At 59.8% G+C, this 24,099-nt stretch carries 25 protein-coding genes; 9 read left to right on the top strand and 16 right to left on the bottom strand.

All coding sequences use genetic code 11. The annotated features are described in order from the left end of the window. Positions 1–46: 46 nt before the first annotated feature. The 6 genes from V6617_RS08110 to V6617_RS08135 are packed head-to-tail and all read right to left on the bottom strand — an operon-like array spanning position 47 to position 6,670. Positions 47–418: a hypothetical protein gene (locus tag V6617_RS08110; RefSeq protein ID WP_338610319.1), complete on the bottom strand. Its 372-nt coding sequence runs from the start codon at positions 416–418 to the stop codon at positions 47–49. A 4-nt stretch (positions 419–422) separates the two neighbouring features. Next, positions 423–2,957 carry a cytochrome c oxidase subunit I gene (gene ctaD / locus V6617_RS08115; protein ID WP_338610320.1) on the bottom strand — a complete coding sequence of 845 codons (2,535 nt, stop codon included), beginning with the start codon at positions 2,955–2,957 and terminating at the stop codon, positions 423–425. A 3-nt stretch (positions 2,958–2,960) separates the two neighbouring features. Further along, positions 2,961–4,025: a sodium:calcium antiporter gene (locus V6617_RS08120; RefSeq protein ID WP_338610322.1), complete on the bottom strand. Its 1,065-nt coding sequence runs from the start codon at positions 4,023–4,025 to the stop codon at positions 2,961–2,963. After that, on the bottom strand, positions 4,025–4,981 hold the full coding sequence (coxB, locus tag V6617_RS08125; RefSeq protein WP_338610654.1) for a cytochrome c oxidase subunit II: 957 nt from the start codon (positions 4,979–4,981) through the stop codon (positions 4,025–4,027). Before coxB (V6617_RS08125) ends, V6617_RS08120 begins: the two co-directional genes overlap by 1 nt. A 26-nt stretch (positions 4,982–5,007) precedes the next feature. Further along, on the bottom strand, positions 5,008–6,129 hold the full coding sequence (locus tag V6617_RS08130) for a c-type cytochrome (RefSeq protein WP_338610324.1): 1,122 nt from the start codon (positions 6,127–6,129) through the stop codon (positions 5,008–5,010). Further along, a complete protein-coding gene (locus V6617_RS08135) occupies positions 6,122–6,670 on the bottom strand; it encodes a cytochrome c oxidase assembly protein (protein WP_422394815.1) in 549 nt (182 codons plus the stop codon). Before V6617_RS08135 ends, V6617_RS08130 begins: the two co-directional genes overlap by 8 nt. A gap of 271 nt (positions 6,671–6,941) precedes the next feature. Here V6617_RS08135 and V6617_RS08140 point away from each other — a divergent pair, with 271 nt between their 5' ends. Continuing rightward, positions 6,942–7,787 (top strand): SDR family oxidoreductase, encoded by an 846-nt coding sequence (locus V6617_RS08140; RefSeq protein WP_338610326.1) that lies wholly within the window; start codon positions 6,942–6,944, stop codon positions 7,785–7,787. Between the two features lie 5 nt (positions 7,788–7,792). Continuing rightward, positions 7,793–7,933 carry a hypothetical protein gene (locus tag V6617_RS08145; protein ID WP_338610328.1) on the top strand — a complete coding sequence of 47 codons (141 nt, stop codon included), beginning with the start codon at positions 7,793–7,795 and terminating at the stop codon, positions 7,931–7,933. Positions 7,934–7,936: 3 nt separating this feature from the next. Here V6617_RS08145 and V6617_RS08150 read toward each other — a convergent pair whose 3' ends face one another. Next, positions 7,937–8,122: a hypothetical protein gene (locus tag V6617_RS08150; protein ID WP_338610330.1), complete on the bottom strand. Its 186-nt coding sequence runs from the start codon at positions 8,120–8,122 to the stop codon at positions 7,937–7,939. Positions 8,123–8,278: 156 nt separating this feature from the next. On the opposite strand from V6617_RS08150, the gene V6617_RS08155 reads away from it, so the two are divergent. Both V6617_RS08155 and ligD read left to right on the top strand, forming a co-directional pair. Further along, a complete protein-coding gene (locus V6617_RS08155; RefSeq protein WP_338610331.1) occupies positions 8,279–9,136 on the top strand; it encodes a Ku protein in 858 nt (285 codons plus the stop codon). Between the two features lie 2 nt (positions 9,137–9,138). After that, positions 9,139–11,601, top strand: a complete 2,463-nt coding sequence (gene ligD, locus V6617_RS08160) for a DNA ligase D (RefSeq protein WP_338610332.1) — start codon at positions 9,139–9,141, stop codon at positions 11,599–11,601. A gap of 1 nt (position 11,602) precedes the next feature. On the opposite strand, the gene V6617_RS08165 is transcribed toward ligD, so the two are convergent. Further along, entirely contained in the window at positions 11,603–12,340 is a 738-nt protein-coding gene (locus tag V6617_RS08165) for a Crp/Fnr family transcriptional regulator (protein WP_338610334.1), read from the bottom strand. Positions 12,341–12,359: 19 nt separating this feature from the next. After that, positions 12,360–12,980, bottom strand: coding sequence for an NAD(P)H-dependent oxidoreductase (locus V6617_RS08170; protein ID WP_338610336.1), 621 nt, complete (start codon positions 12,978–12,980; stop codon positions 12,360–12,362). 30 nt (positions 12,981–13,010) lie between these two features. Between V6617_RS08170 and V6617_RS08175 the strand changes: the two genes are divergently transcribed. From V6617_RS08175 to V6617_RS08190, 4 genes are read left to right on the top strand one after another with little or no spacing between them, the layout of a single operon-like run. Then, positions 13,011–13,604, top strand: coding sequence for a hypothetical protein (locus V6617_RS08175; RefSeq protein WP_338610338.1), 594 nt, complete (start codon positions 13,011–13,013; stop codon positions 13,602–13,604). Further along, entirely contained in the window at positions 13,601–14,107 is a 507-nt protein-coding gene (locus V6617_RS08180) for a hypothetical protein (protein ID WP_338610340.1), read from the top strand. Before V6617_RS08175 ends, V6617_RS08180 begins: the two co-directional genes overlap by 4 nt. A gap of 18 nt (positions 14,108–14,125) precedes the next feature. After that, positions 14,126–15,544 carry a PAS domain S-box protein gene (locus tag V6617_RS08185; protein WP_338610342.1) on the top strand — a complete coding sequence of 473 codons (1,419 nt, stop codon included), beginning with the start codon at positions 14,126–14,128 and terminating at the stop codon, positions 15,542–15,544. Between the two features lie 55 nt (positions 15,545–15,599). Further along, a complete protein-coding gene (locus tag V6617_RS08190) occupies positions 15,600–16,106 on the top strand; it encodes a DUF2231 domain-containing protein (protein ID WP_338610344.1) in 507 nt (168 codons plus the stop codon). Here the strand turns inward: V6617_RS08190 and V6617_RS08195 are convergent, their stop codons facing one another. From V6617_RS08195 to pobA, 6 genes are all read right to left on the bottom strand, one after another. Next, positions 16,107–16,448: a hypothetical protein gene (locus V6617_RS08195; RefSeq protein ID WP_338610346.1), complete on the bottom strand. Its 342-nt coding sequence runs from the start codon at positions 16,446–16,448 to the stop codon at positions 16,107–16,109. Beyond that, a complete protein-coding gene (gene ctaD / locus V6617_RS08200) occupies positions 16,448–18,970 on the bottom strand; it encodes a cytochrome c oxidase subunit I (protein WP_338610348.1) in 2,523 nt (840 codons plus the stop codon). Before ctaD (V6617_RS08200) ends, V6617_RS08195 begins: the two co-directional genes overlap by 1 nt. Next, the gene (gene coxB / locus V6617_RS08205; protein ID WP_338610350.1) at positions 18,963–19,646 is read right to left on the bottom strand and encodes a cytochrome c oxidase subunit II; all 684 of its coding nucleotides are present in this window, start codon (positions 19,644–19,646) and stop codon (positions 18,963–18,965) included. Before coxB (V6617_RS08205) ends, ctaD (V6617_RS08200) begins: the two co-directional genes overlap by 8 nt. Beyond that, entirely contained in the window at positions 19,643–20,146 is a 504-nt protein-coding gene (locus V6617_RS08210) for a CopD family protein (protein ID WP_338610351.1), read from the bottom strand. The genes coxB (V6617_RS08205) and V6617_RS08210 overlap by 4 nt, the downstream gene beginning before the upstream one ends. After that, on the bottom strand, positions 20,143–20,892 hold the full coding sequence (locus V6617_RS08215; protein ID WP_338610352.1) for a cytochrome c oxidase assembly protein: 750 nt from the start codon (positions 20,890–20,892) through the stop codon (positions 20,143–20,145). Before V6617_RS08215 ends, V6617_RS08210 begins: the two co-directional genes overlap by 4 nt. Before the next feature lie 113 nt (positions 20,893–21,005). Continuing rightward, positions 21,006–22,175, bottom strand: a complete 1,170-nt coding sequence (pobA, locus tag V6617_RS08220; RefSeq protein WP_338610353.1) for a 4-hydroxybenzoate 3-monooxygenase — start codon at positions 22,173–22,175, stop codon at positions 21,006–21,008. A gap of 108 nt (positions 22,176–22,283) precedes the next feature. Between pobA and V6617_RS08225 the strand changes: the two genes are divergently transcribed. Beyond that, positions 22,284–23,168, top strand: coding sequence for a helix-turn-helix domain-containing protein (locus V6617_RS08225; RefSeq protein ID WP_338610355.1), 885 nt, complete (start codon positions 22,284–22,286; stop codon positions 23,166–23,168). Here the strand turns inward: V6617_RS08225 and pcaQ are convergent. Then, on the bottom strand, positions 23,146–24,060 hold the full coding sequence (gene pcaQ / locus V6617_RS08230) for a pca operon transcription factor PcaQ (protein WP_338610356.1): 915 nt from the start codon (positions 24,058–24,060) through the stop codon (positions 23,146–23,148). The two genes, V6617_RS08225 and pcaQ, sit on opposite strands and share 23 nt — an antisense overlap. Between the last annotated feature and the right edge of the window lie 39 nt (positions 24,061–24,099).

Raw genomic sequence — 24,099 nt, forward strand, 5'->3', positions numbered from 1 at the left:
TGCCCCCGATCGCCTGGCAGCCCCACCGGAATGTCAGGCGGCCTTCCTACCGGAGCCCGCCACAAGCGGGCAGCATGATGGCTCCAATAGCAGCGTAGGCAATCGCCAGCAGCGACAGCGCTGACAAGGCTCGCATCACAAAAGCCAGAAAACTCCACTGTTCACCGGCGGGAGAGCCGCCGGTGAACAAGGTATAGGTCTGTTTCGTCCAGACAATTCCGGCGCCGCAGGCCAGGCCAGCCAGGACACTGACCGCGAGCACCCAGCCGCTCACAAGCGGCTGATCGACGCTGCCGAAGGCGCAAAGCGCCGATTGCCCACCATACACGGCGGTAAGCTGGAGTGCCCAGCAGATCGGGCCGAATATCAAAAACACCAACGTGGCGACCATGCGCCGGGATGACGATACCTCACTCATGGCTCTATCCAATCAGACGTGGGAAGCCGTGGATGAGCAAGAGCCCCACGAGCCCCTGGCCCACAGTGTAATAGTAAAGAAGCGCGGCGTTATCGAACATTACGCGTCGGATGTTGTCGAGTTGGCTCGTGGCGTGCCGCGCGGCAGCGAACAGGCACATGATGATCGCCGCCGCTCCGGCCTGACCGGTCAGGACGGGCGCCATATAGACCATGGCTCCATAGGACGATGCAGTCGGGCCCAGCCCCGTCAGCGTATGCCCCCATATCTCGAGCCCCACCCCGGCTGCCATGGCAAGCGCTGCCATTGCCATTGCGGCGATGACCGCAATGCTGCGCCGCCCTTCGGGAGGGATGATCCGACCGACCCAAAAGAGAATTGCTGCCCCGCCTACAAACAACAGAGCGCTGCCCAATGGGAAGAGCAGGGAGGGCGGCGCCGGAGAGCCGTTGGGTGCCCAGACGTCGGGTGAAACCGTCCAGAGATAGAGGTAGGAAAAAATGTAGGACACATAGAGCGAGGCGGAGACCAGCATCAGAACGACCATGGCCCACCAACTGTGCGATAGCGGTCCTGTGACATAGGTCGGCACGCTGATGCCGCCACCGATATCGACCTTGCCGATGCCGGGCTTGTCGAGTTGCCAGGTCCAGAAAATGCAGGCGGCAATGGCAAGCACGCCGCAGGCCAGCGCGATTTCGACCTGCTTGATGGTCAGGAGGAGGAAAAACGCTGCGGTCATCGCCGCTGCCGCCAGTTGGGACCAGCCCGGCCCGGGCATCTGCAAAACGTATTGCGGCTCGGCATCGACGGCCGAGGTGACAAGCGTCTCGCGGCCTCCGGTCGGAGCGTTTGGGAGGTAATGGAGCCCCTCATCGACTTCTCTGGGTAAGTTGGGATTGTCCCAGACGGGCTCGCGGCTGGTGACGTGGGGAATCGAGCGCATGGCATAGACATCGTTGGGCAGAAATTCGAGTGTCCCGGCGCCCCAGGGGTTTTCCGGCCCGCCATTGCCAATACGGAAATTACGTATGAGGTCGATGACGAACACCAGAACGCCCGCCGCGATCGTGAAGGCGCCGACCGTCGAGATCATGTTGAGTACGTCCCAGCCCAGATTGGAAGGATAGGTCCACACGCGCCGCGGCATTCCCGCAAGGCCGGTTATGTGCATGGGAAAGAAGGTGACGTTAAAGCCGATGAACATCAGCCAGAATGCCCATGTGCCCAGCCGTTCCGACAGCATGGTCCTGCTCACGATTGGTGCCCAGTAATAGAAGGTCGCAAACAGCGGGAAGACCATGCCGCCGACAAGTACGTAGTGGAAATGGGCGACCACGAAATAGCTGTCATGGGCCTGGAAATCGAAGGGGACGACGGCAACCATGACCCCGGTTAAGCCGCCCAGTGTGAAGATGAATAGAAAGCCCAGGATGAACAACGAGGGCACGTTCAGCCGGAACCGTTTGCGGCCGGCCGCCATGGTCGCGATCCAGGAAAAGACCTGAATGCCAGACGGAATGGCGACCGCCATGCTGGCCGCCGAAAAGAAGGCAAGGCTCAGTCCCGGAATTCCGGTCGTGAACATGTGGTGCACCCACAGACCGAACGAAAAGAAGCCGGTGGCGATCAGGGCCACGACGATGAGCCGGTAACCGACGAGCGGCGTCTGGGCCATCGTGGGAATCATCATGGAGACCAGCCCGGCAGCGGGCAGGAAGATGATATAGACCTCGGGGTGCCCGAAAAACCAGAACAGGTGCTGCCAAAGCAGGGAATCGCCGCCCAGTTCAGCCGAAAAGAACGGCCAGCCAAAGGCGCGCTCGATCTCGAGCAGCATGGTGGCGAGAATGACGGCTGGGAAGGCAAAGACGATCATCGCCGCAAAGATCAGCATGGCCCAGCAAAAGATCGGCATCTTGGCCAGCGTCATGCCTGGCGGCCGCGTCCGCAACACCCCGACGATGATCTCGATGGCCCCGGCGATGGCCGAAATTTCGATGAACCCGATGCCCAAAAGCCAGAAATCCTCGCTGTTGCCGGGCGAAAATTCGGGCAGGGTGTTTGGCGGATACATGAACCATCCGCCTCTGGGGGCGAGATCGTAGAAGATGGTCGAGAAAAACACCAATCCGCCAATGACATAGGCCCAGATGGCAAAGGCCGACAGCCTGGGGAACGGCAGGTCTCGCGCTGCCAGCATTTGCGGCAACAACAGGACGCCGAGCGCTTCCACGGCCGGCACGGCGAAGAGGAACATCATCGTCGTGCCGTGTACGGTAAAGAGCTGATTGTAGAGGTCCTGGCTGACCAGCGTATTGTCACCGACCGCCAGCTGCGTGCGCATGACCAACGCCAGGATACCCGCCAGTATGAAGAACAGGAACGCTACTCCGATATAGAGCGTGCCGATCACGGTGTTGTTGACCGCCGTGGGTAGCCGCCAGCCAGTGGGAGTCGCCCAGATACGTTTGAGGTCTTCGAGCTCGCCTTCGGGGCGGGGGCCCTTGTTGGGCAATTGTTCTAATCTATCGCTCATGGGTCACCGCAGGAAAAACATGACGGCGAGGCCCGCCGCGTAACAGATAAAAACGGCGGCCGAATCCAGCCCCATACGCAGGACCGTCTTGTCCTCGCGCTCGGCCATTCCGATGACAAACAATGCTGTAACCGCTATGCCCAGCAGCGTGCCGAAGATCGTAAACTTATCGGCCTGAGAGAGCACCGGCTCGCCCTGCGCCACGAAATCGACAAGAAACACCAGCCCGACATTGATCAGATTGGTGCCCAGGATGTCGGACACGGCGAGTGTGTAAAGGCCCTCTCTCGCTGCGGTCACTGTTGTTGAGAGCTCGGGCAGCGAGGTCGCGAAGGCCAGCATTATGAAGCCGACAGCGCTGCCGCCCAACCCCGTCTGATTGGACAGTGCATCACCGGTCCGTGCAAGCAGGTAGCCGGCTATCAGAATGACCAAAGCCAGACCGGCGGTTCGCCAGATAAGACCGCGCAGCGAATGCCGACCATGCCGCTTGCTCGCCGTTTTTTCCGCAGCGGCCTGTTGGTCCACCAGGCGGTCGTCGATTTGTCCGGCCTGTGCTGCCACCCACGATTTGCGTCCTTGGGAATGAGAAAGGATATAGACGGCAAAAGCATAGGCCGCCCCGCAGATCCAGGCCCAGGCGCCAATACCGAGAATGGGAAAGTCACCCACCACCATTCCGGCTGCAACGATGGATATGAGCAGCACATTGAGCCCGCCTTGCAGGATCACCATGGGATCAGGGATGGCCGAAGTCAGCGCCTTGCGCCCGATAACCAGGTCGACGATAGCCAGGACAACCACTTGTGCCGCGATCGAGCCGAACAGATTGTTGATGGCCATCGCCGAGGCGCCTGTTGCGGCCGAGGTGACGGTCGCGCCGATTTCGGGGAGAGACGTGACGCCGGCCAACAACAACAGGCCGATGGTGGCCTGACCGATACCGGTCTTGTCGCTGATGGCGTTGGAATAGTGGGTTATCCTTGCGCCGGCCAGCCATACCGCAACGGCGGCAGCCGCAAAGATTGCAAGATTGATCCAGATAGAAAATGCCGAAAAATCGATCATTACTGAAGCCCCTCGAGATATGTGGCAAGAGCGTCGATCTGGCGTTCGGACAGGATTTCGTAACTGGGCATTTTGTTGTCCGGCTTGATATGCTGGTTGTCGTCAATCCATCGTGCAAAGGCCTGTGCAGTATTGGGAAGGGTCGCCGCGGCGAGGGAATGCCGACTGCCCACATGGGTGAGATCGGGGCCGATCGTTCCGCGCGCTCCGGTACCGCGCACGGTGTGACACGCCCCGCACCCGGTCTGGGCAAAAAGGGTCTGGCCCTCGCTGGCCAGATCGGTTTGCGGTTGTGCCGCTGCGCTCGCCTCGGCCTCGAGCCAGGCGCTGAAATCTTCGGGCGATTGCGCTACGAGGTGGAACGCCATCAGCGCATGGGCACCGCCGCAATATTCTGCACATTGTCCCCGGCTGATGCCTTCTTCTGTCGCGGTGACGGTCAAGGTGTTGGTGCGCCCGGGGATCATGTCGAGCTTGCCGGCCAGTTGAGGCGCCCAGAAGGAATGGATGACATTGGTGCTGGTGAGGGCGATTTCGACCGGCTGGCCGACCGGCAGGTGCAGCTCATTGGCTGCGTTTACCCTGCGTCCGTCGGCGGTAACATAGGTTACCCGCCACCACCAAAGTTCGCCGGCAATCTCGACGCGCAAACCGTCGGGATTGGTTTGCTGAGGTTCGCCGGCCCGCATCAGAGCGAAGCCGTAGATCAGGAGTGCGGTGAGAACGACGACAGGGAAGGCCAGACCCATGGCCATTACGAACCGCTCGCTTGAAAGCGATGCGCGCAGCCGGCCGCCATAGATGGCCAGGGCGGCTGCCACGATCACCAGAACCATAATCAGCGTGCCGCCGATGGTCATGATCCAGAACAGGGTCGCGACGCGCTCGGCTTCCACGCCGGTCGGGTGCAGGGCCGATTGTATGGACGAGCAGCCAGCCAGAAAAACCACAATCATGCAGGCTATTAGCGAGACGGTCCGATTCACTGGCCACCTCCAGGCGCTGCTTGCTCGAGGCTGGCGAAAAAGGCGCTGACGTCTTCGATCTGGCGCGGGCTCATGTTCCTGCCGATTACCGCCATGATCTGCCCGTAGGGCGTCGTATCGCGGCCGCCGTTGCGCCAGAGTTCGAGTTGTCCTTCGATATAGGTTTGGGATTGGCCCGCCAGGTTGGGAAACTGGGAGTTACCGTTTCCGTGGCAACTCGTACACGCCGGCACATCGTCTTCGGGCAGGCCGTTCATGGCGATTTCTGCGCCGCGTGCCACCTGCTCTGGATCAAATGCGGTTTCACCGGACTGGGGTGGATATTGGGAATAGAGCGTTGCGAATTGGGATATGTCCTGGTCGGTGAGGGCGAAAGCTGCCGGTTCCATGTAGCCGCTCTCGCGCAGGCCGACGCGGTACTCACGCAGGGCCCGTTCGAGATAATCGGATGGCTGTCCGGAAAGGGAGGGCACGCGGTCGCTGACCGGCCCGGTCTGAGCGTCGCCATGGCAACGGCTGCACTCGTCGAGCACGTGGAAGCCGTAGGAATCGATCGGCTCGCCATCTCCGCTCGTGTTGTCAACCACGGTGCCAGGGGGATTTTCCTCGTGCACTGATTTGAGGTAGGCCACCATCGGCCAGACTTCGTCCTGCCGACCTGTCCCCGGCCACGACGGCATGCCGGTGTATTTGATGCCGTTGTCGATCAGCCAGAACAGAGCGCTTGGATCGTACCGGTCGAAGGCATAAGCGAGGTCTGGAGGATCGGGCAGCATCTCACGCGCGATGGGATTGCGTTCCTCGCCAGGCATTCCATGACAACTCGCGCACCCGCCGCGGTAGTGCTCGCGGCCCAGAGCGACCATCCCGGGATTATCGAGATCGGGTACGGCAATGGAGCCGGCCCGGGCATGGATCGACTGGTCGCGCACTGTCTCGAGGATTTCGGTAGTGAAATCCCAGTGTTCGCTCTTTGCGCTGATATTGTAGTAGCCGGTCCAAACGAACACCGCCACGCCGACCAAGAAAACGCCTGCGAGGAAGAGCGCGGCCATGCCCAACCGCTCCCAGCGGGTCAGCCGGCGCACCATTACAACGTCGTCGTCCCGCTCAGGCATTCATGCGCCCTTGCTCTTCCAGGGCCAGAAACCAGCGCGCAGCAATCCAGATGCCGGCCAGAACATAGGTGAGGGGGCACGCGACCACCATGATCAGTCCGGCCAATTGCTGGTCTGCCAGCGGCGAGAGCATCGCGGCACCATCGCCATGGGCAGGCATGGCGCCATAAAGCGTGCGCGGCGCGAAGACAAGCAGCACGCCCAAAAGGCAAAACAGTTTGCCTGTGACCAGTAGCGCGAATATCGAGCGCCAGCGGCCGGTTGCGGGCATGTCGATGATCGCGGCCCAGAAGCCCGCCGCCGCCAGCGCGAGAGAAATATGCATGGCGGCCATCAGCGCCAACGATCCCATGGCGGCATCAAGCACCGGCGGGCTATGCCAGCCCCAAAGCAGAACCAACTGCGCCACTGTCGCGTACGGCCAGTACCGCCATGTTTCCCGGATCCATCGTCTGGGAACGCTGAGCAGCACCCCCGGCACCAGAAGGTTCATGACGATGATGTGCGTCAGCATGTGGTGAGCCAAAGGTGTCAATGTCACCTCTCACGATCTTGTCTTGGCGTTCGCATGATCCAAGGTCCCCAACCCTAGCCCGTGACCATGTTCGTGGAGCGCAAATGCAAATTGCATCTGAGGTCTCTGCGAAAAGATGAGCATGACTCCAATGCCTTTGGCGCCATGGCGTTCCCGACTTCTTCATGAAGCAATCATCGGTGGGGGATGGATCGACTGGATTGTCACAGGACAGGGTGGGGAACGAAGCGGGCTTCGGTGCATTTGTCGCGCAGGAATTTTCGCGGAGACATGCGACATGGTCGGTCAACCAGCTCAGTACCAGGACAAACAGCCCGGCCATCAAAGTGCCATGCATCCCGAGCCTGAATACATGCCCTTCTATCCGGGTAGCGGGCGGCTCGCGGGCAAGGTGGCAATCGTCACCGGCGGCGATTCCGGCATCGGTCGGGCTGTGAGCTTACTGTTTGCGCGCGAGGGCGCGAAGGTCGTCATCGTCTATCTCGACGAGGACAAGGACGCCGAAAAAACACGCGATCTCGTTGAAGCAGAGGGCAGCGAGGCGCTTGTGATTGCAGGCGATCTGGGCGACCCCGAGTTTTGCGGTGCGGTCGCCGAACGCACGCTGACAGCATTCGGGCGGATCGATATTCTCGTCAACAATGCCGCCGAACAGCATGTGCGCGAAGATATTGGTGAACTTGACACCGATGCAATGAAGGCCGTCTTCGAGACCAACATTTATGGCTATTTCCAAATGGTTCAGGCGGTGCTCGATCATCTGGAATCGGGGGCCCGTATCATCAATACCGCCTCGATCGTCGCCTATCGCGGACATCCCCAACTTGTCGACTATGCGATGACCAAGGGCGCCATCGTCGCTCTCACGCGGTCATTGTCAGCCCGGTTTGCTCACAGGGGCATTCTGGTCAACGCGGTTGCACCCGGACCGATCTGGACGCCACTTATTCCCGCCAGCTTTCCACCCGAAAAAGTAGAGAAATTTGGAGCGGATACGCCGCTGGGGCGTGCGGGCCAACCTAACGAAGTGGCGCCTGCCTATCTCCTGCTGGCTTGCGAGGATGGGCGATTTATGACTGGCCAGGCCATCCATGTGGATGGTGGCGACTTTTCCAGCAGCTGACCGCAATGGCAGCCATAGATCCCGGGCATTCGACCGGGCGCCTGCGCTACGTCAACGACAACGAACCCGGCATTGCCCGACGACGAAGAGGGAAGGGATTTTCCTATATTCTGGCCAGCGTCGTTGTGGCTGGAAACGTTCGCTAAACACTAGAGCTTGACGACCGTCCGGGACGCCGCGCTCTGGCGAAGCAGGGCGAGGCGGATCAGGCCGTGGTTCGGACAGTTGTGCGTATTGGCTATCCGCACAGCGCTTTCTTCGAGCTTGAGCAATCGCCGCCTGTGCTGGGCGATTTCTTCGCGCACCGACTGCGCAACGGTTTTTTGAGGTTCCATAAAGGGCTCCATCACAAGCCATGATCTTATCGCACCCGCAGGGGGATGCATTAACCTGGGTTAACGCCGCGCCGGATGGGCGCCGTATCGCCTATGGAACCCGCCCCCGTCTTTGGAATTGAATCGGCAACGCCCCTCTTATTTCAGGACGGTCCCATGCCCTCTGCACGTCCCATCTGGAAAGGTCAGATCAGGTTGTCTCTGGTGGCCATACCGGTCGAACTCTATTCGGCCTCCAAGTCAGGTGCACGACTTTCCTTCCGCCAGATTCACGAGCCATCGGGCAAGCCGGTCAAGTACGAAAAAATCGTGCCCGGAGTTGGGCCAATCGACTCCGACGAGATCCTCAAGGGATTCGAATACGAAAAGAATGACTTCGTTCTGCTCGAAGACGAGGAAATCGATGCCGTCAAACTCGAAACCCGCAAAACGCTCGAATTGGTTCAATTTGTGGGCGGATGCGAGATCGATCCGATCTATTTCGATAAATCCTATTATGTCGTGCCACAGGACGAGTTGGCAGAGGATGCCTTCCGGGTGGTCCGGGACGCGCTGCGGACGACCGAAAAGGTTGGATTGGGCCAGATTGCCATGCGTGGGCGCGAATATATCTGCGCGCTAAAACCGTGCGGAACCGGGCTTTTGCTGGAGACTCTTCACTATGAAGATGAAATCCGAAAATCCGATCCGTTCTTCTCGGGAATATCGAAATCCAAGGCCGAAAAGGACCTTCTCGACGTCGCCACGCAGCTCATCGAGCGTAAGACGGCGCCGTTCGAGGCGGGAAAGTTCAAGGATCATTATACCCAGGCTTTGCGCGCCCTTGTCGACAGGAAGCTCAAATCCAAAGGCAAGCGAAAAGTCTCTACCGATACCGAAGAGCCCACCACCGCCGAATCCAAGGGCAACGTGATCGACCTCATGGATGCGCTGAAATCCAGCCTCGAAGGCACAGGAGGCCGCAAAAAGGCAGCATCGAAATCCACGAAAACAACGCGCAAGAAGGCAAGCTGACAATGGCCGTGGCTCGCGACCTGCTCGATGAATACCGCGCCAAGCGCGACTTTACCAAGACCAGCGAGCCCCAGGGCGGCAAGGGGGGTGCCAAGGGCAACGTTTTTGTTGTGCAGAAACACGATGCCACGCGGCTCCACTACGATTTCCGGCTTGAATATGAGGGGGTGCTCAAGAGCTGGGCGGTGACTCGCGGCCCCAGCACCGATCCGGCCGACAAGCGGCTTGCGGTCAGGACCGAGGATCATCCGCTCGACTATGCCACTTTCGAGGGCACCATTCCCGAAGGGCAATACGGTGGCGGCACGGTCATGCTGTGGGACTTCGGGACCTGGGAGCCGATCGGGGACCCAAAAAAGGGGTTCAAATCCGGCAAGCTCAAGATACGTCTTGAGGGCGACCGAATGAAGGGCGATTGGGCTCTGATCCGCATGAAACCGAAATCGGGCGAGAAGCGTGAAAACTGGCTGCTCATAAAAGAGCACGATGATTTCGCCACCGATGGCGGCTCGGACCTTCTCGATAGCGACACGAGTGTATCCACAGGTCGCGCGATGGGCGCAATAAAAAAGGGAAAGCCGCCGGCAATCAAGGCCGAGGGGAGAGACCGAGCCTTGCCGAAATTCGTCGAACCCCAGCTCGCAACGCTTGTCGACAGCGTGCCGGCGGGTAATGACTGGCTGTTCGAGATGAAATATGATGGCTACCGCTGTGTCGCTGCCATATCGGGCGAAAATGTCCGGCTCTACACACGCAATGGCCTTGATTGGACCGACAAGTTCGCTTCGCTTGTCGCTCCCATGTCGTTGCTCACCGATTCCAGCGCACTTCTCGATGGCGAGATTTGTGCATTCGACGAGAGCGGCAAGACCAGCTTTTCCACGCTGAAAACCCGTTTGTCCGAAGGCGGTCCGCTCGTCTATTTTGCCTTCGATCTGCTTGAAATCGGCGGCAAATCGCTTCGATCCAAGCCACTTTCCGAGCGCAAGGCGGCGCTGGAAGATTTGTTGGGCCGCCGGACGCGTCACGATCCCGTCCAGTTTTCTCCTGATATTTCGGGCAAGGGCGAGGCGGTGCTTTCAGCCATCTGCAAGGCGGGGCATGAGGGCATTATCGCCAAACACGCTCTTGCGCCTTATCGCTTCGGTCGCGGCAAATCCTGGCTCAAGGTCAAATGTACCCTGCGACAGGAGTTCATCATCGTCGGATGGTCGCCATCGGAAAAACGTCGGGGCATGTTCGCATCGCTGCTCCTTGCCACACAGGAGAACGGCAAGTTGGTCTATCGTGGCCGCGTCGGCACGGGATTTTCCGATGATCTGCGGTCCGATATCCAGGCCATGCTGGAGAAGGATGCCCGCAAGACTGCGCCCCTGAATGGCGTTCCGCGTGAAATGGCTCGGGGTGCACATTGGGTTTCGCCGCAACATCTTGCTGAAGTCGCTTACACCGAGCTCACCCCAGATGGGATGCTGCGGCACCCGTCCTTCCTGGGGCTGCGAGAGGATAAGCCGGCTAAAAGCATCGGTCTGGAACAGCCTGTCAGGGTCAAAGGAGGCCACACCATGTCGCTAGATGAAGACACCGGCATCGCCGCTGCCGAGAAGACCGGCGTCAAGCTCTCCAGCCCCGACAAGGTGCTTTATCCGGGGCAGGGGGTAACCAAGGGCAAACTCGCCGCATATTACGCCTCAGTGGCCGATGCGATGATGCCCTATATCGCCAATCGTCCATTGAGCCTTGTCCGATGTCCCGCGGGTCGCGCCAAACAGTGCTTTTTCCAAAAGCATGACACCGGCGGGTTTGCCCAGGGGATGGATACCGTCGAGGTTACGGAAAAGGACGGCACGTCCGATAGCTATTTCACACTCGACGGGCTCGATGGTCTGCTGGCGGGCGTGCAGATGGGGGTGCTGGAATTCCATATCTGGGGCTCGCGGCGCGACGCAATCGAAAAGCCCGACAGGATCGTGTTCGACATCGATCCCGATGAGGGCCTCGACTTCGGCGATGTCAAATCCGCCGCACTCGATATTCGCGACCGGCTAGCCGATCTGGGTCTTAAGACCTTTGCGATGGTGACCGGCGGTAAGGGCATTCATGTGATCGCGCCGATTGTCCGTCGCGCCGAGTGGCCGGACGTCAAGGCGTTCGCTTCGGAATTCGCAAAACAGATGGCTGAGGAGGAACCGGATCGATTTACGGCGACACTGTCCAAAAAGGCTCGCAAGGGAAAGTTGTTTATCGACTATCTTCGCAACGAGCGTGGATCTACGGCCATTGCGCCTTACTCCACGCGGGCCAGAGAGGGAGCACCAGTTGCCGTTCCCGTCACTTGGGAGGAGGTTGAAAGCTTGACCGCCGCTAACGGCTTCTCCCTTGAAGCGGCTGCGGAGCGTTCGCGGGACAATGCCTGGCCGAGCTATGGCAAGCTGCGCCAGTCATTGCCCAAATCAGTCAGATAGTTCAGGCCGGGACCGAGCCTGGCTTGCTCGGTCGACGCAAATGCAGATAGGACGGTGAAAACAGGCCAAGTCTGGCCAAGGCGTCGAAATCGAACATTTCGACAATTCCCGATTGAAACGCGATCAGCTCTGACTTGCGCAGTTCCTGAAGCGTACGGTTGACGTGTACTGTGGACAATCCCAATACATCGGCCAATTCGCTTTGGGTCAGCGGCAGCGAAAAGCGCGGTCCCTCAATGCGTCCGACGGCTGCGAGCCGGAGGTAGATTTCGCACAGAAGATGGGCGACCCTTTCAAGCGCCGAGCGTTTGCCGATGCTGACCAGCCATTCGCGGCAAATCGATTCTTCAACCAGTGTCGTGCTCCAGAGAGCCCGCGTTGCGCGTGGCGAGGTCTCCAAGAGCTTGAGGAGGTTGGTGTTTGGAATCGCGCTCATCGACAGCGGAGACAAGGCGGCCAACTGCGGCTGTGCCCCGCCCAGTACGAACTGGCGCAAGTCAATGATGTCCCCTGGGATTAAAAGCGAAAGAATTTGCCTGCGTCCGTCCGGCAAATCGCGGTAGCGGCAGGCAAAACCGTCCTCGAGAACATGGACGTGATTTTCTGTCAGTTTGCCGGAAAGGGATGAATTTCTGCCGGAAAACTGCCGCAGCTGAGCAGGAAGGGCCATGAGGCCGGCACGGTCTGCCGGGTCCAGTGACATGTGGCTCTCGAGCCGGGCAACAAACAGTTCGGTCACGCGGTGGAATCCCCCGGGCTCATTTCACGCTCGGATACGGATTGACGGCCAGCAGGCCAGCCAGATGAGCCGTGGATTCCACTACCATTCTGGCCGCGCTCGTCACAGTGTCGGGGATTTCATCGAGATCGCGAAAGTCCGTAGAGCCCATGGCATGTCCAACCCAGTAAGAGACGGCGTTGGGCGCAATGGAGAACCCAACGTCGTTGAGCGCCTGAAACAATTCGGCGGATACATGATGTGCTCCATCCTCATTGCCGACAACGGCCACAGCGGCAACTTTTCCATATGTGGGCATTCGGCCCTCACTGTCTTTTTCAGATATGAAGGCATCCATGCGTTCGAGCGCACGCTTGATGACGCTGGAAGGCTGCCCCATCCAGACCGGCGTGCCGGCAACCACGATGTCGGCGGCGAGAATTTTCTCTCGGATTTGCGGCCAGGCATCGCCGTCGCCTTCATCGGCGGTGACGCCGGGCAAAACCTGATGGTCGGCCAGCCTGACGGTTTCGGCAGTAATTCCATGCCTGGCGAAGCCTTCGATCAAAAGATCGATCATGCGATCGGTCGACGAGGTTTGGCCGGTTTTGGATGTCTTGAGTGTGCCGTTTAGGGCGAGAACCTTGAGTGGTGTGGTCATGTGAGATCTTAACTTAACATAGAGTGGGACATGATCCATGTTAATGTCAGCTTGGACAAATTCGGCCTCCGGTGCGGAACCGCATGGATATTCTCGCTGTTAACGGGTGGAGCTGCGAACGCGTTCCACTTGGGCGCGGGGCCGATCGCCTTAATATGTCCAATGTGTGCAACGAAGTTTGCTGTCGTTGCTTTTGCACTCGGAGCGACGGACGAGGCGGAGGAATCGATGGACGCGGATCCAATATTGTCCGGGAAGGCCATAATGATTGTGGAAGATGAGTATCTCATCGCCCTCAATATCGAGATGGCAATGGTGGAGTTGGGCGCGAGTGTGATCGGCCCATTTTCCCAGATCGATGATGCGCTTGTGGCGCTGAAAGGTTCTGGCCTTCCAGACGCCGCCATCCTCGACATCAATATCCGGGGGCGTCATGTGTTTCCCGTGGCCGACCGCCTTCAGGAACGCCAGATTCCCTTTGTTTTTGCCACTGGCTACGACAATTGGACGATTCCTGATCATCTTTCCCATGTGCCCCGCTTTGAAAAGCCGGTCGATCCGGTTAGGCTGGTGCGTGCATTGGTGGGGCAATTCGCCGAGAGCGATAAGTCGGGGGCTGCATGAGCGCGGTGGAACACACCGTTTCGGACGCGATGGCCGGAAAATGCGTTCTGGTCGTGGAGGACGACTATGTCCTCGCGCGCGAGGTCTGCAATGACCTCAAAAATCACGGGGTCAATGTTCTGGGACCTGCGCCCACCGTCCACTATGCGAGCCTTATCATCGGAAGGCGCCGCCTGGATGGGGCGATTCTCGATATCAAGCTGTTCGGACAGGAGGTCTATGAACTCGTTGACGTGCTGATGGCGCGCGGTGTTCCGATCATCTTTGCCACAGCATATCAGCAGGACCGCATCGACGCGCGCTACCGATCGGTTGATACGCTCCACAAGCCGCTGGATTTGGGGCACCTCAGGCGCAAGGTGGCCGCTTTTAGACCCCAGCAGCCCGCTGCACCTATCACCGCCCCCGAGCCTGCCACCGTGCCCGGACCCGTTCGAGCGCGGGATTCGATTGAGGACCGATGGGCGCGTCTCATGTTCGATGCAATGCGGGACGGCGCTTGAGACGGCTTGGAGGCCGGCATGATTGACGACAATGGCAAAAGCCATCGCCGAAGCGGGGAGATGCTCTCCACGGACGGTGAGGAGAGGTTTAGGCTAATTGTCGAGAACGCCCGCGACTATGCGATATTCACCACCGACAGCGAAGGCAACGTCGATAGCTGGCCGCCCGGTGCGGCCAACGTCTTTGGCTGGGCCACAGAAGAGATCATCGGCAAGCCGGCGGCTTTGCTGTTTACCCCCGAAGACAGGGAAAGCGGGGCGCCGCGACAGGAATTTGAAACCGCGCTTGCGAGAGGGCATGCCCCAGATGTCCGCTGGCACCAGCACCGCTCGGGGTCACGGGTTTATATCGAGGGAAGTGTCTGGCCCCTCAAGGATGCCGACGGGGCGCCCAAGGGGTTCCTGAAGATCGGCCAGGATATGACGCTGCGCCGTCAGCATGAAATTGCGCTGATGGAAAGCGAAGAGCGGTTCCGCCTGCTGGCCACAACGGTTCCCCATCTTGTCTTCCGGTCCACGACCGAGGGTCGCAGAACCTGGGCCAGTCCGCAGTGGACCGCCTATACCGGTATGAACGACGAGGAGTCGGAGGGCTATGGGTGGCTCGAAGCCATTCACCCCGACGATCGCGAAACAGCGCTGGTGAAATGGGACGAAGCCGGGGAAGAGGGTGAAAGCTATTACGGCGAACACCGCATTCGCCGCAAGCGGGACGGGATGTATCGCTGGCACCAGACGCGCGCCGTGCCGATCCGCTTTTCCATGGACGGCCCCAAGGAATGGGTCGGGTCAGCATCCGATATCCACGACATGCGTCAGATGCAGGAGCGTCAGGGGGTGCTTGTCGGCGAATTGCAACACCGGACCCGCAATCTGCTGGCCGTCGTTCGGTCCATAGCATCGCAAACGGCCGCCACGGTTGGCTCCCTTTCCGAATTCCAGGCAGCCTTCGACCACCGCCTCGGGGCATTGTCGCGCGTTCAGGGTTTGTTGTCACGAACGGAAGGTGAGGCCGTTACCGTCGAATCCCTGTTGCGTATGGAACTCGATGCAGTCACCGAGGACTGGACCCGCATAGAAATGGAAGGGCCGCGCGTTCTGGTCGATGATGGGAGCCTGCAGACGCTTACGCTGGTCATCCATGAGTTGAGTACCAATGCAGCCCGACATGGGGCTCTTGCCGATCCCGAGGGCCGGATCGTCATTCAATGGTTCCGGCGCGACGATAGCGACAATGGGGCCGGTGGATATCTGGTCATCGAATGGCGGGAAAAATTTTCGCCGCGCAAACCGGACGTGGGCCGTCCGCGGGGATTTGGCCGCCAGTTGATCGAGGAAGCCATCCCCTATCAGCTTGGTGCTTCAACCCGGTTCATTCTGGAGGATGCGGGCCTTCACTGTGTTCTCAGCCTTCCTCTTGATCCCCAAGATGAATAGCGGAACCGGCGCGGCTTGGGAGCATTGAGCTGTTGTAGCGGCAAAAGGGAGCATGATGAGCGAAGACAGGTCAGCTTCATCGGACAGCCCGGTTATCGCAGATGTCATGGCGCAGGATGTGAAATCTGCCGTCGCAGTGGCAGGCCATCCGATTCACGCCATGATGGTCCATTTTCCAATCGCCTTGGTCTTTGCGACGCTGGGCGCCGATATTTTCTACTGGTGGACGGGTGATGACTTCTGGGTTCGCGCGGGCCTGTGGTCGGCCGGATTTGCCTTCTGGTTCGGGATAGCCGCAGGAATTGCTGGAACGGCTGAACTCGTTTTGGTCAGGGGCATTCGGGGCCGCGTCGGCAGTTGGACACATGCGATCGCTGCGATGACCTTGATCGCCATCGCCGGTATGAACTGGGGCGTTCGGCTTTTTGATCCAGAGGCGGTGTTGCCCCTGGGCCTTGGACTTTCGGTGTTGGCCGGAATTTTCACGGGGCTGGCCGGCTGGCATGGCGGCAAGCTGGTCTTTGACCACGGCGTCGGGATGATCGTCGGGCCGGACGAATAATCATATGCACATCGAAACAAAAAGGCTCGGCGCCGAAACGAAGACCGTGGCGGCGAGGGCCGCCGAACTCGCCAGCGCCCCGATCTTTGCAAGACTTGGCGCTGGGCGGTCCGCTCTGGCTGCGCGACGCCAATGGCCTATGCTCCACGCGGCGACACCCAGCGCCGCGCCCGAGCAAATAAGCGCCAGCCCGATCACTACCCAGCGCTGGACAGTCGTCGGCCACCCGAAAGCGCATCCTATGGCGTTGACCGCGTAGAGGGCCACAAAGGCAACGCTCCAAAGAGCAAACCCGACTACGATAACCAGCATATGCCTTGGTGGCACTGGCGTGGTTTCCATCACCTCACCCCTTCGAGCATACCGATAAGCGAGGGCATGAGCAGGACCAGCGCCATGCCGAGGACGCCAGTGACTGCCGTATAGTCATGCCATAGCCTTGCGAGGCGAAGGTCCAGGCTGCGGCGTGGCGAGACATAGCCGTTGCGTGCCTTGAGCAGCCCATTGAGGCCGAACATAAGGCCCCCGAAAGCATGAAGCCAGCCATAGCCGATCAACGCCGCGACCGTCGCGGCATGCGCATGACTGGTTGGGTCCGGAAGCAAGAAGACCGCCATGGACAGCACACCCAGCACCGCCATATCCACGATCAGCGTCATCGCCAGCATCGGGATGAAAGCCTTGCCCGCCCGGTTCAGCCCGTCGGTCATCCTCATCACCAGCGCGCCGGCGGTCAGCAGCACTGCTGCCACGATCACCCAAAGATTGGGGGCAACGATTTCGGTCGGGGGCCAGGCGGGTGCCACGAGCCACAGATACAGCGCCCCGAAGACAAGCGAAGCGAACAGCGTGCCGTTGGCCGCCAGTGCAAACACCATTGCCCACCATTGTGTGGGCCCCTCGACCTCGGTGCCCGGCGGGGCCTTCTCGCCGCGTCCGACATCGATGGGACCTTCGTCGACCCTTGAGCCTGATCGCGCAGACCAGAAGAAAAAGCTGACAAGCGTTGCCAGCGCAAAAACCGCGGCAACCGGATAAAGCTTGAACAGCAGACACAGCACCATCACGCCGGTCAGGCCCGCCGATATCAGGGGCAGATAGGTCGGATTGGGCAGGACGACGACGTGCTCAAGACGCCCGGTCGTCATATCCACACCGAGCGTTTCCATGCGGCCCTGGCGCACAAATCCGAGATAGCCTTGCCCTGCCGCCAGTTGGGGCCCCAGTCTATCGGGATCGATGGCGTCCGCCCGCGTGTCGATGCTCGGCAGTGATGCGAAAGCGTATGACGCGGGTCGTGTGGGCATCGCCCAATCAAGCGTTGAGGCCTTCCAGATGTTGCGCCGGAACCCGCGTCCAAACCTGAATTGTAGAATCATATCAACGGCAAACAGCGCAAACCCCATGGTCAGGATGAAGCCGCCAACGCTCGAAAGCAGGTTGAGCCAGTCCCAGCCGAAATTGGAGGGATAGGTATAAATGCGCCGCGGCATGCCCATCAGCCCTGTCAGGTGCATCATGAAAAATGTCAGGTTGAACCCGATAAAGATGAGCCAGAATGCCGGCACCGAGATTCGGTGAACGGTTTCGCGGCCGGTGATGTGCGGCAGCCAATAATAGATGGCGGCCAGCATTGGGAACACGAAACCGCCGACCAGCACGTAGTGAAGATGTGCCACCACGAAGTAGCTGTCATGGGCCTGCTGATCGAACGGCACCATCGCCAGCATCACGCCGGTCAGTCCGCCGATCACGAAAACGAGGAAAAACCCTGTCACATAGAGCATGGGAATGTCGAAGCGCGGCTTGCCATGAGCCAGCGTCGCCAGCCAGGCGAAGATCTGCACCGCCGTTGGTATTGCCACCAGGGCGCTTGCAGCTGAAAAGAACGCCAGCGCCAGGTGCGGGATGCCCACCGTGAACATATGGTGCACCCATAGCCCGAACGACAGGAAGGCTAGCGCCACGATTGCGGCGATTATGGCGTGATAACCCACGATCTGGCGTTGGGCGAAAACCGGAATGATTGTCGAAAGGGCGCCCGCGGCAGGCAAAAAGATGATGTAGACTTCCGGATGGCCGAACAGCCAGAAAAGGTGCTGCCAAAGCAGCGCATCGCCGCCCCGTGTCGGGTCGAAAAAGGGGAGATCGAATGCGCGCTCGAGTTCGAGCAGGATCGAACCCAAAATCAGCGGGGGAAACCCGAACACCATCATGAGCGCCGTGACCAGCATGTACCACGCAAATAGTGGCATACGATCGAGCGACATGCCGGGCGCCCGCAGCTTGAGGATAGATACCGTGATCTCCACCGCTGCAGAAACCGCAGATATTTCTACGAAGGTGACGCCGAGCAGCCAGATATCGGCATTGATTCCCGGCGTATAGGGTTGCGAGGAGAGCGGGGTATACATGAACCAGCCGCTGTTGGGCGCGACACCGAACAACATGGAAACGACGATGATCGTGCCCCCGAAAAGGTAGCACCAATAGCCATAAGCCGTCAGGCGCGGGAAGGCGAGGTCGCGCGCGCCCAGCATTTTTGGCAGCAGATAGATGGCCAGCCCTTCCAGCATGGGGATGGCAAAGAGAAACATCATCACGGTGCCGTGCATGGAAAACAGCTGGTTGTAGATTTCAGGTCCGACAAATGCCGCGTCGGGGGTCGCCAACTGGGCTCGGATCAGCATGGCCAGCAGGCCACCGATGGTAAAGAATGCGAAGGCGGTGAGCATGAAGCGCTTGCCCAACACTGTGTGGTTGACCGCTGAAAGCCGCTGCCAGCCCGGTCCTGTCCTCCAGACGCGGTCAAGAGCCTTGTGCAGGCCGATGGGCGAGAGCTTTTCGGGGGACGTGTCAGCCATCGGAAAGCTCCCTCATGAGGGTGTCGAATGCCGCGCGGTCATGAGCCTCGATGGTGAACCGCATGTCTGTATGGGCTGACCCGCAAAACTCCGCGCAGACGCCGCGATAGGTTCCGGGACGATCCGCCTGGATGCGGATCGTATTTTCATGGCCCGGTATCGCGTCGATCTTTCCGGCCAACCGGGGAACCCAGAACGAATGGATGACATCTCCGCTCGTGACAATCACATCGACGGGCTCACCGGCTGGAATGTGAAGGATGGGCGTGCCTTTCACATCTGCCGCGTCGGGATAGGAGAACTGCCACTGCCACTGCACACCGTGCGCAACCACGCGCGTCGGGGTTTGGGCGAGACCGTGCGGCAAAAGCCGCTCGCCGATAAATAGGGCGTAGGAAACCAGCGCGGTCAGCAGGATGCCCGGCATGACAAGTCCGCCCCATATGATCCAGCGCATGGGCGTCATTGAAGCGCCAAAGCCGGGACGTTTCCATACAAACCATAACAGGCCGCCAACGAGCACGAACAACACTACGGCCGCCCAGAACATGACCCACCACAGCGTAGCAACGGCCGCCGCGGCAGGACCGGCGGGATCGAGCGCGGACAGCGATCCCGCACAGCCGCCCAGGGCCGGGATCGAGACCAGCATCGATAGGATCGACCGCACGTTCACTGGAAGTCCCACCCCAGCATATTGCCGGCGATTTCCGAGAGGCGGCCGGGAGCCAGCCAGTCCGGGGTCAGGCGGGACACGTCGATATCGGGCTTTGCGGAAACGATGGCAAGGATGGCTGAAACCACGGCGAGTGTGCCTCCCGTAACGACGACAAACCGCAAGGTGGAATAGCGCGCGGTTTCATCGAAAAGTTTCAGGATCAACAGGCCCGACAGGATGTGGATCATCACCATCACCCCTACGAAGACCAGCTTGAGGGCGAACCAGGGCTCAAATGTGGAGCGTAGAAAAATCAGACCCGTTCCGCTGCCCACGGCGACGAATGCCGCGGGGGACAGGATGACGACGTAAAAAAAACGCACCATGGCATGCAGCCGGTTCAGGGCATCTGTCTTTGCGACATCCTTGCGTTGTGCAAACAGAAACGGCAGGCAAACCAGCCCGGCAGCCCAGACCGAAATCGTCGCGATATGGACGAGCTTCAATGCGGTGATCATCGGGCGGAGCCCGAAGGACGATGGGCCACAAAGGCGTTTGTCAAACGCAGCACCAGCCAAACGCCGACCAGAAGGTACGGCACGATGGCCGGCACCCACATCAGCAGTCCCGCCAGTTGCTGGTCAGCCAGAGCCGACAGGCCAAACGGCGCAGTTGTTGCGAGGTGCGGTGCATAGACAGGGAAGGGGGTGAATACCAGAAGCGCGCCCAGCAGGCCCATCTGGGCGATGAAGGCGACAAGGGCAATCAGCGCTGCACCGACGCGGGCCAGTGGAGAAAACATCTCGCGCCAGAGCAACCATGACGTCGCCAACAGCGACAGTTGCATCAGCCAGTAAGGACCAGCGCCAATTATCGCCCATTCATAGGCGCTTGGCGCGTGCCATAGCCAGACAGTCAGGCCATTGAGAAGGGCCAGTGCCGACAGAGGCAATAGGGGGCCGGTGCGCCATGGAAGGGCAATTGCAACAAGCGGTGCGATAACGCCGATAAGTATCACGTGGTGGGCCACGCGGGCGGAAAACAGCGCCGTTGTCAGATCACATAGGGGGGAGAAGAACGCCACGAAAATCAATGCCATTGCGGCCATCAGGGCGCTGCGGCCCACCGCGTCACGGCGACCCCACAACAACCAGGAGCCGAACAGCGTGATCATCAGCACAGCCGCAAATGGATCGAACGACCACCGAAACCACAAATCCTGCGGGAGCGGCGGTGGCCCGCAATAGACGTCGGAAAAGTCCATTCAGTCGGTCCCCCGTAACCGAGGCGCGCAATATGCGCCATATGGATTTTCCAATGCCTCTCGCGAAAATTCGTTCCCTTCAATGATCCGTTGGACTTAAAACGCAAACGGCCTTATGGGCGGAAACCGGTGTAGTTTTCAGCCAGCGATTGCTGCGCAATGCGCGAAGCGCCGAGATAATCGAAATCGGCGCGCTGGATGCGGCGGCCGAAATCACCGCTGTCAGGAAATGTGTGGAGGAGTTGGGTCATCCACCATGAAAAACGCTCGGTGCGCCAGGTGTTTTCAATTACTTTTCCGGAGTAGGCGTCGATGCCGGCTTTCGATCGTTCGCCATAAAATTCATTGAGCGCGGTGGCCAGTTCCATCACGTCGTGGATCGCCATGTTGAGGCCCTTGGCGCCCGTTGGAGGCACGATATGGGCAGCGTCGCCGGCCAGGAACAGCCGTCCGAAACGCAAAGGCTCGGCCACAAAGCTGCGCAGCGGCGCTATGGATTTTTCGATCGAGGGCCCCGTCTTGAGGCTTTCGGCGATGTTGGGATTGAGCCTGGCGCGCAATTCGTCCCAGAACATTTCGTCGGACCAATCCTGCGCCTTCTCTGTTGCACCCACCTGCACATAGTATCGTGACCGCGAATGAGAGCGCATCGAGCACAGCGCGAACCCTCGCTCGTGGTGCGCATAGATCAGTTCTTCGGCGACAGGTGGCTGATCGACCAGCACACCGAGCCAGCCGAAGGGATAGACCCGTTCAAAGACCGATATTGCCTGGTCAGGAACGCTGGCGCGCGACACGCCATGAAAGCCGTCGCAGCCGGCAACAAAATCGCAGTTGATCTGATGGGTTTGCCCATCCTTTGTGAAGCTAACCCGAGGTGTCTCGCCCGCGAAATCATGGATTTGGACGTCGCTGGCTTCATAGATCGACTTGGCGCCAGAGGCCGTCCGCGCGTCCATCAGATCGCGCGTGACCTCGGTCTGGCCATAGACCATGACCCTGCGTCCGATCAATTCGTTGAAATCGATACGCAGCATGTCGCCGTCGAAAGACAGTTCCACACCGTCGTGGACAATGCCTTCGGCATCCATGCGCTGGTTGACGCCCATCCGGCGCAGCAGGTCCACAGAGCTCTGTTCGAGAACGCCGGCCCGAATTCGCCCGAGCACATAATCGGCGCTGCGCTGTTCGATGATCACGGCATCGATACCGGCGGTCTCCAGCAGCCGCCCAAGGGTCAAACCTGCCGGCCCGGCACCGATAATTGCAACCTGAGTGCGCATGACGTTCCTCCCAAAGTGACGGCATTCTTGCCCGATTGGCTCGCAGAGTGTGGATTGCCCACGTGATTGCCAATGGACAGGCGCGACAAAGAGTTGGATTATAGCAACATGGAAGCCATTCCGACCTATGCGCTCTACGGCGAAAACGAGAACAGCGGCGAAAGCTGGCTGCACTGGGAGACCATTACCTCCCGGTCGCGCCTGCACGGCTTCCGCATATCGCCCCATCGGCACGACCAGCTCTATCAGATCCTCTATCTCAGAGGGGGTGCCGCTACGGTCATGCTCGATGGCGATACGTTCGAGATTTCGCCTCCCGCGATTGTCATCGTGCCACCACTCACGGTTCACAGCTTCGTCTTTTCCGAGGGTGTCGATGGCTTTGTTCTGACGTTTTATATCCAGGATGTCCGAAACGGGCTTGCAGACATCGGAACCGCCATGGACGGGCTGATGAGGCCGTGTATCCTCAAACCGGTTGCCGGGGTCGTGGAGACCGACGAAATCGAGCACGCCGTCGAACGGTTGATTGCCGAAGCCGACCGGAGCGCGCCGGGGCAGGTCGCAGCGTTAAGGGCGCGCTTGAGTCTGCTGCTGGTTGCTGCGCACCGGCTCGATCTTGCTGCCGCGCGAAACGATGATGCGGGAAGCGGACCCGCCGACCGGCATGCCCACGCGTTTCTGGGACTTGTCGACCGGCATTTCCGGGACACGCGCAAGGTTGGATTTTACGCAACCCGGCTGGGCATCACGCCCACGCATCTCAACCGTGTCTGCCGGCAGGTCCTGGGGCTTTCCGCTCTGACAATCATCGAGCGGCGTATCCTGCTCGAAGCCCGCCGCTATCTCCAGTTTTCGAATCTGAGCATCAAGGAAATCGGAATCGTTCTGGGCTATCCCGATCCTGCCTATTTCAGCCGCTTCATGTCGCGGCGGCTGGGGCAGGGGCCGCAGGCGATCCGCGACGGTCTCAGCCGTCATGTTCGCGGGTAGCGGCGCGTATCGTGTGGCTCAGGATTTCGAGCGAGGCGTTGGAGGGCGAGCCCTCTCGGGTCGTCAAGCCCACCGCACCCTGAGTATCGGTGGTGTCGACGGGCAGTGCCTCAAGACGAGCCGCCGCAATTTCACGGATCACAACGCCTTCGGAAATCACCCAGACGGCATCGGTCTGCGCCACAAAGACATGCCCGAACGAATCCGAGACCGTTTCTATCGCATGGGGCAGCTCCGCCATGCCGTGCGCCAGAAGATATCGGTCGACATAGGGGCGGATGACCGAACCCGTAGGTGGCATAAGAATAGTATAGTCGCGGATGCGCTCGAAATCGAATTGATCGCGAGTGAGCAACGGGTGCCCGGAGCGGACCACAAAGCGGACCTGTTCGGAATAAAGATATTCGAACGTCAGCCCGGCCATCTGTTCGGGTGCTGCGAGCCGTCCCACTACGAGATCAAGCGTTCCGGTGCGTAACTGGCCGAGCAGGACGTGGTTTTCGCCGGTCACAATCTTGACCGGGCTCTCGGTACCTTCGGCCAGAAAGCGCTCCATCACCTTCGGCATTATGCGTGCCGAGACCGTTGGCAAAGCACCGATCCGTACCGGCGGCCCGGCATCGCCCCGGCTCAGACTGTCAATTCCGGTCTGGAGGGCAGCCACGGATGCGCCCGCGTGACGCAAGAACACCTCTCCATAGCGCGTGACCCTGAGCCCGCGCCCGTCCTTTTCAAACAGCTTCTTGTCGAGAATCTCCTCGAGTTCGCGGATGGTCTTGGTCACCGCCGGCTGGCTGACGGAGAGCACCTGCGCCGCGCGTCCCACGGAATTCTGGCGGACCACTTCAATGAAGGTGCGCAAATGGCGGAAGCGGACACGACTGTCGATCATCTGATAACCCATAATCTGAAGGTTATCTATATCGCCGAT

Source organism: Pelagibacterium nitratireducens (assembly GCF_037044555.1).
Lineage (GTDB): Bacteria > Pseudomonadota > Alphaproteobacteria > Rhizobiales > Devosiaceae > Pelagibacterium > Pelagibacterium nitratireducens.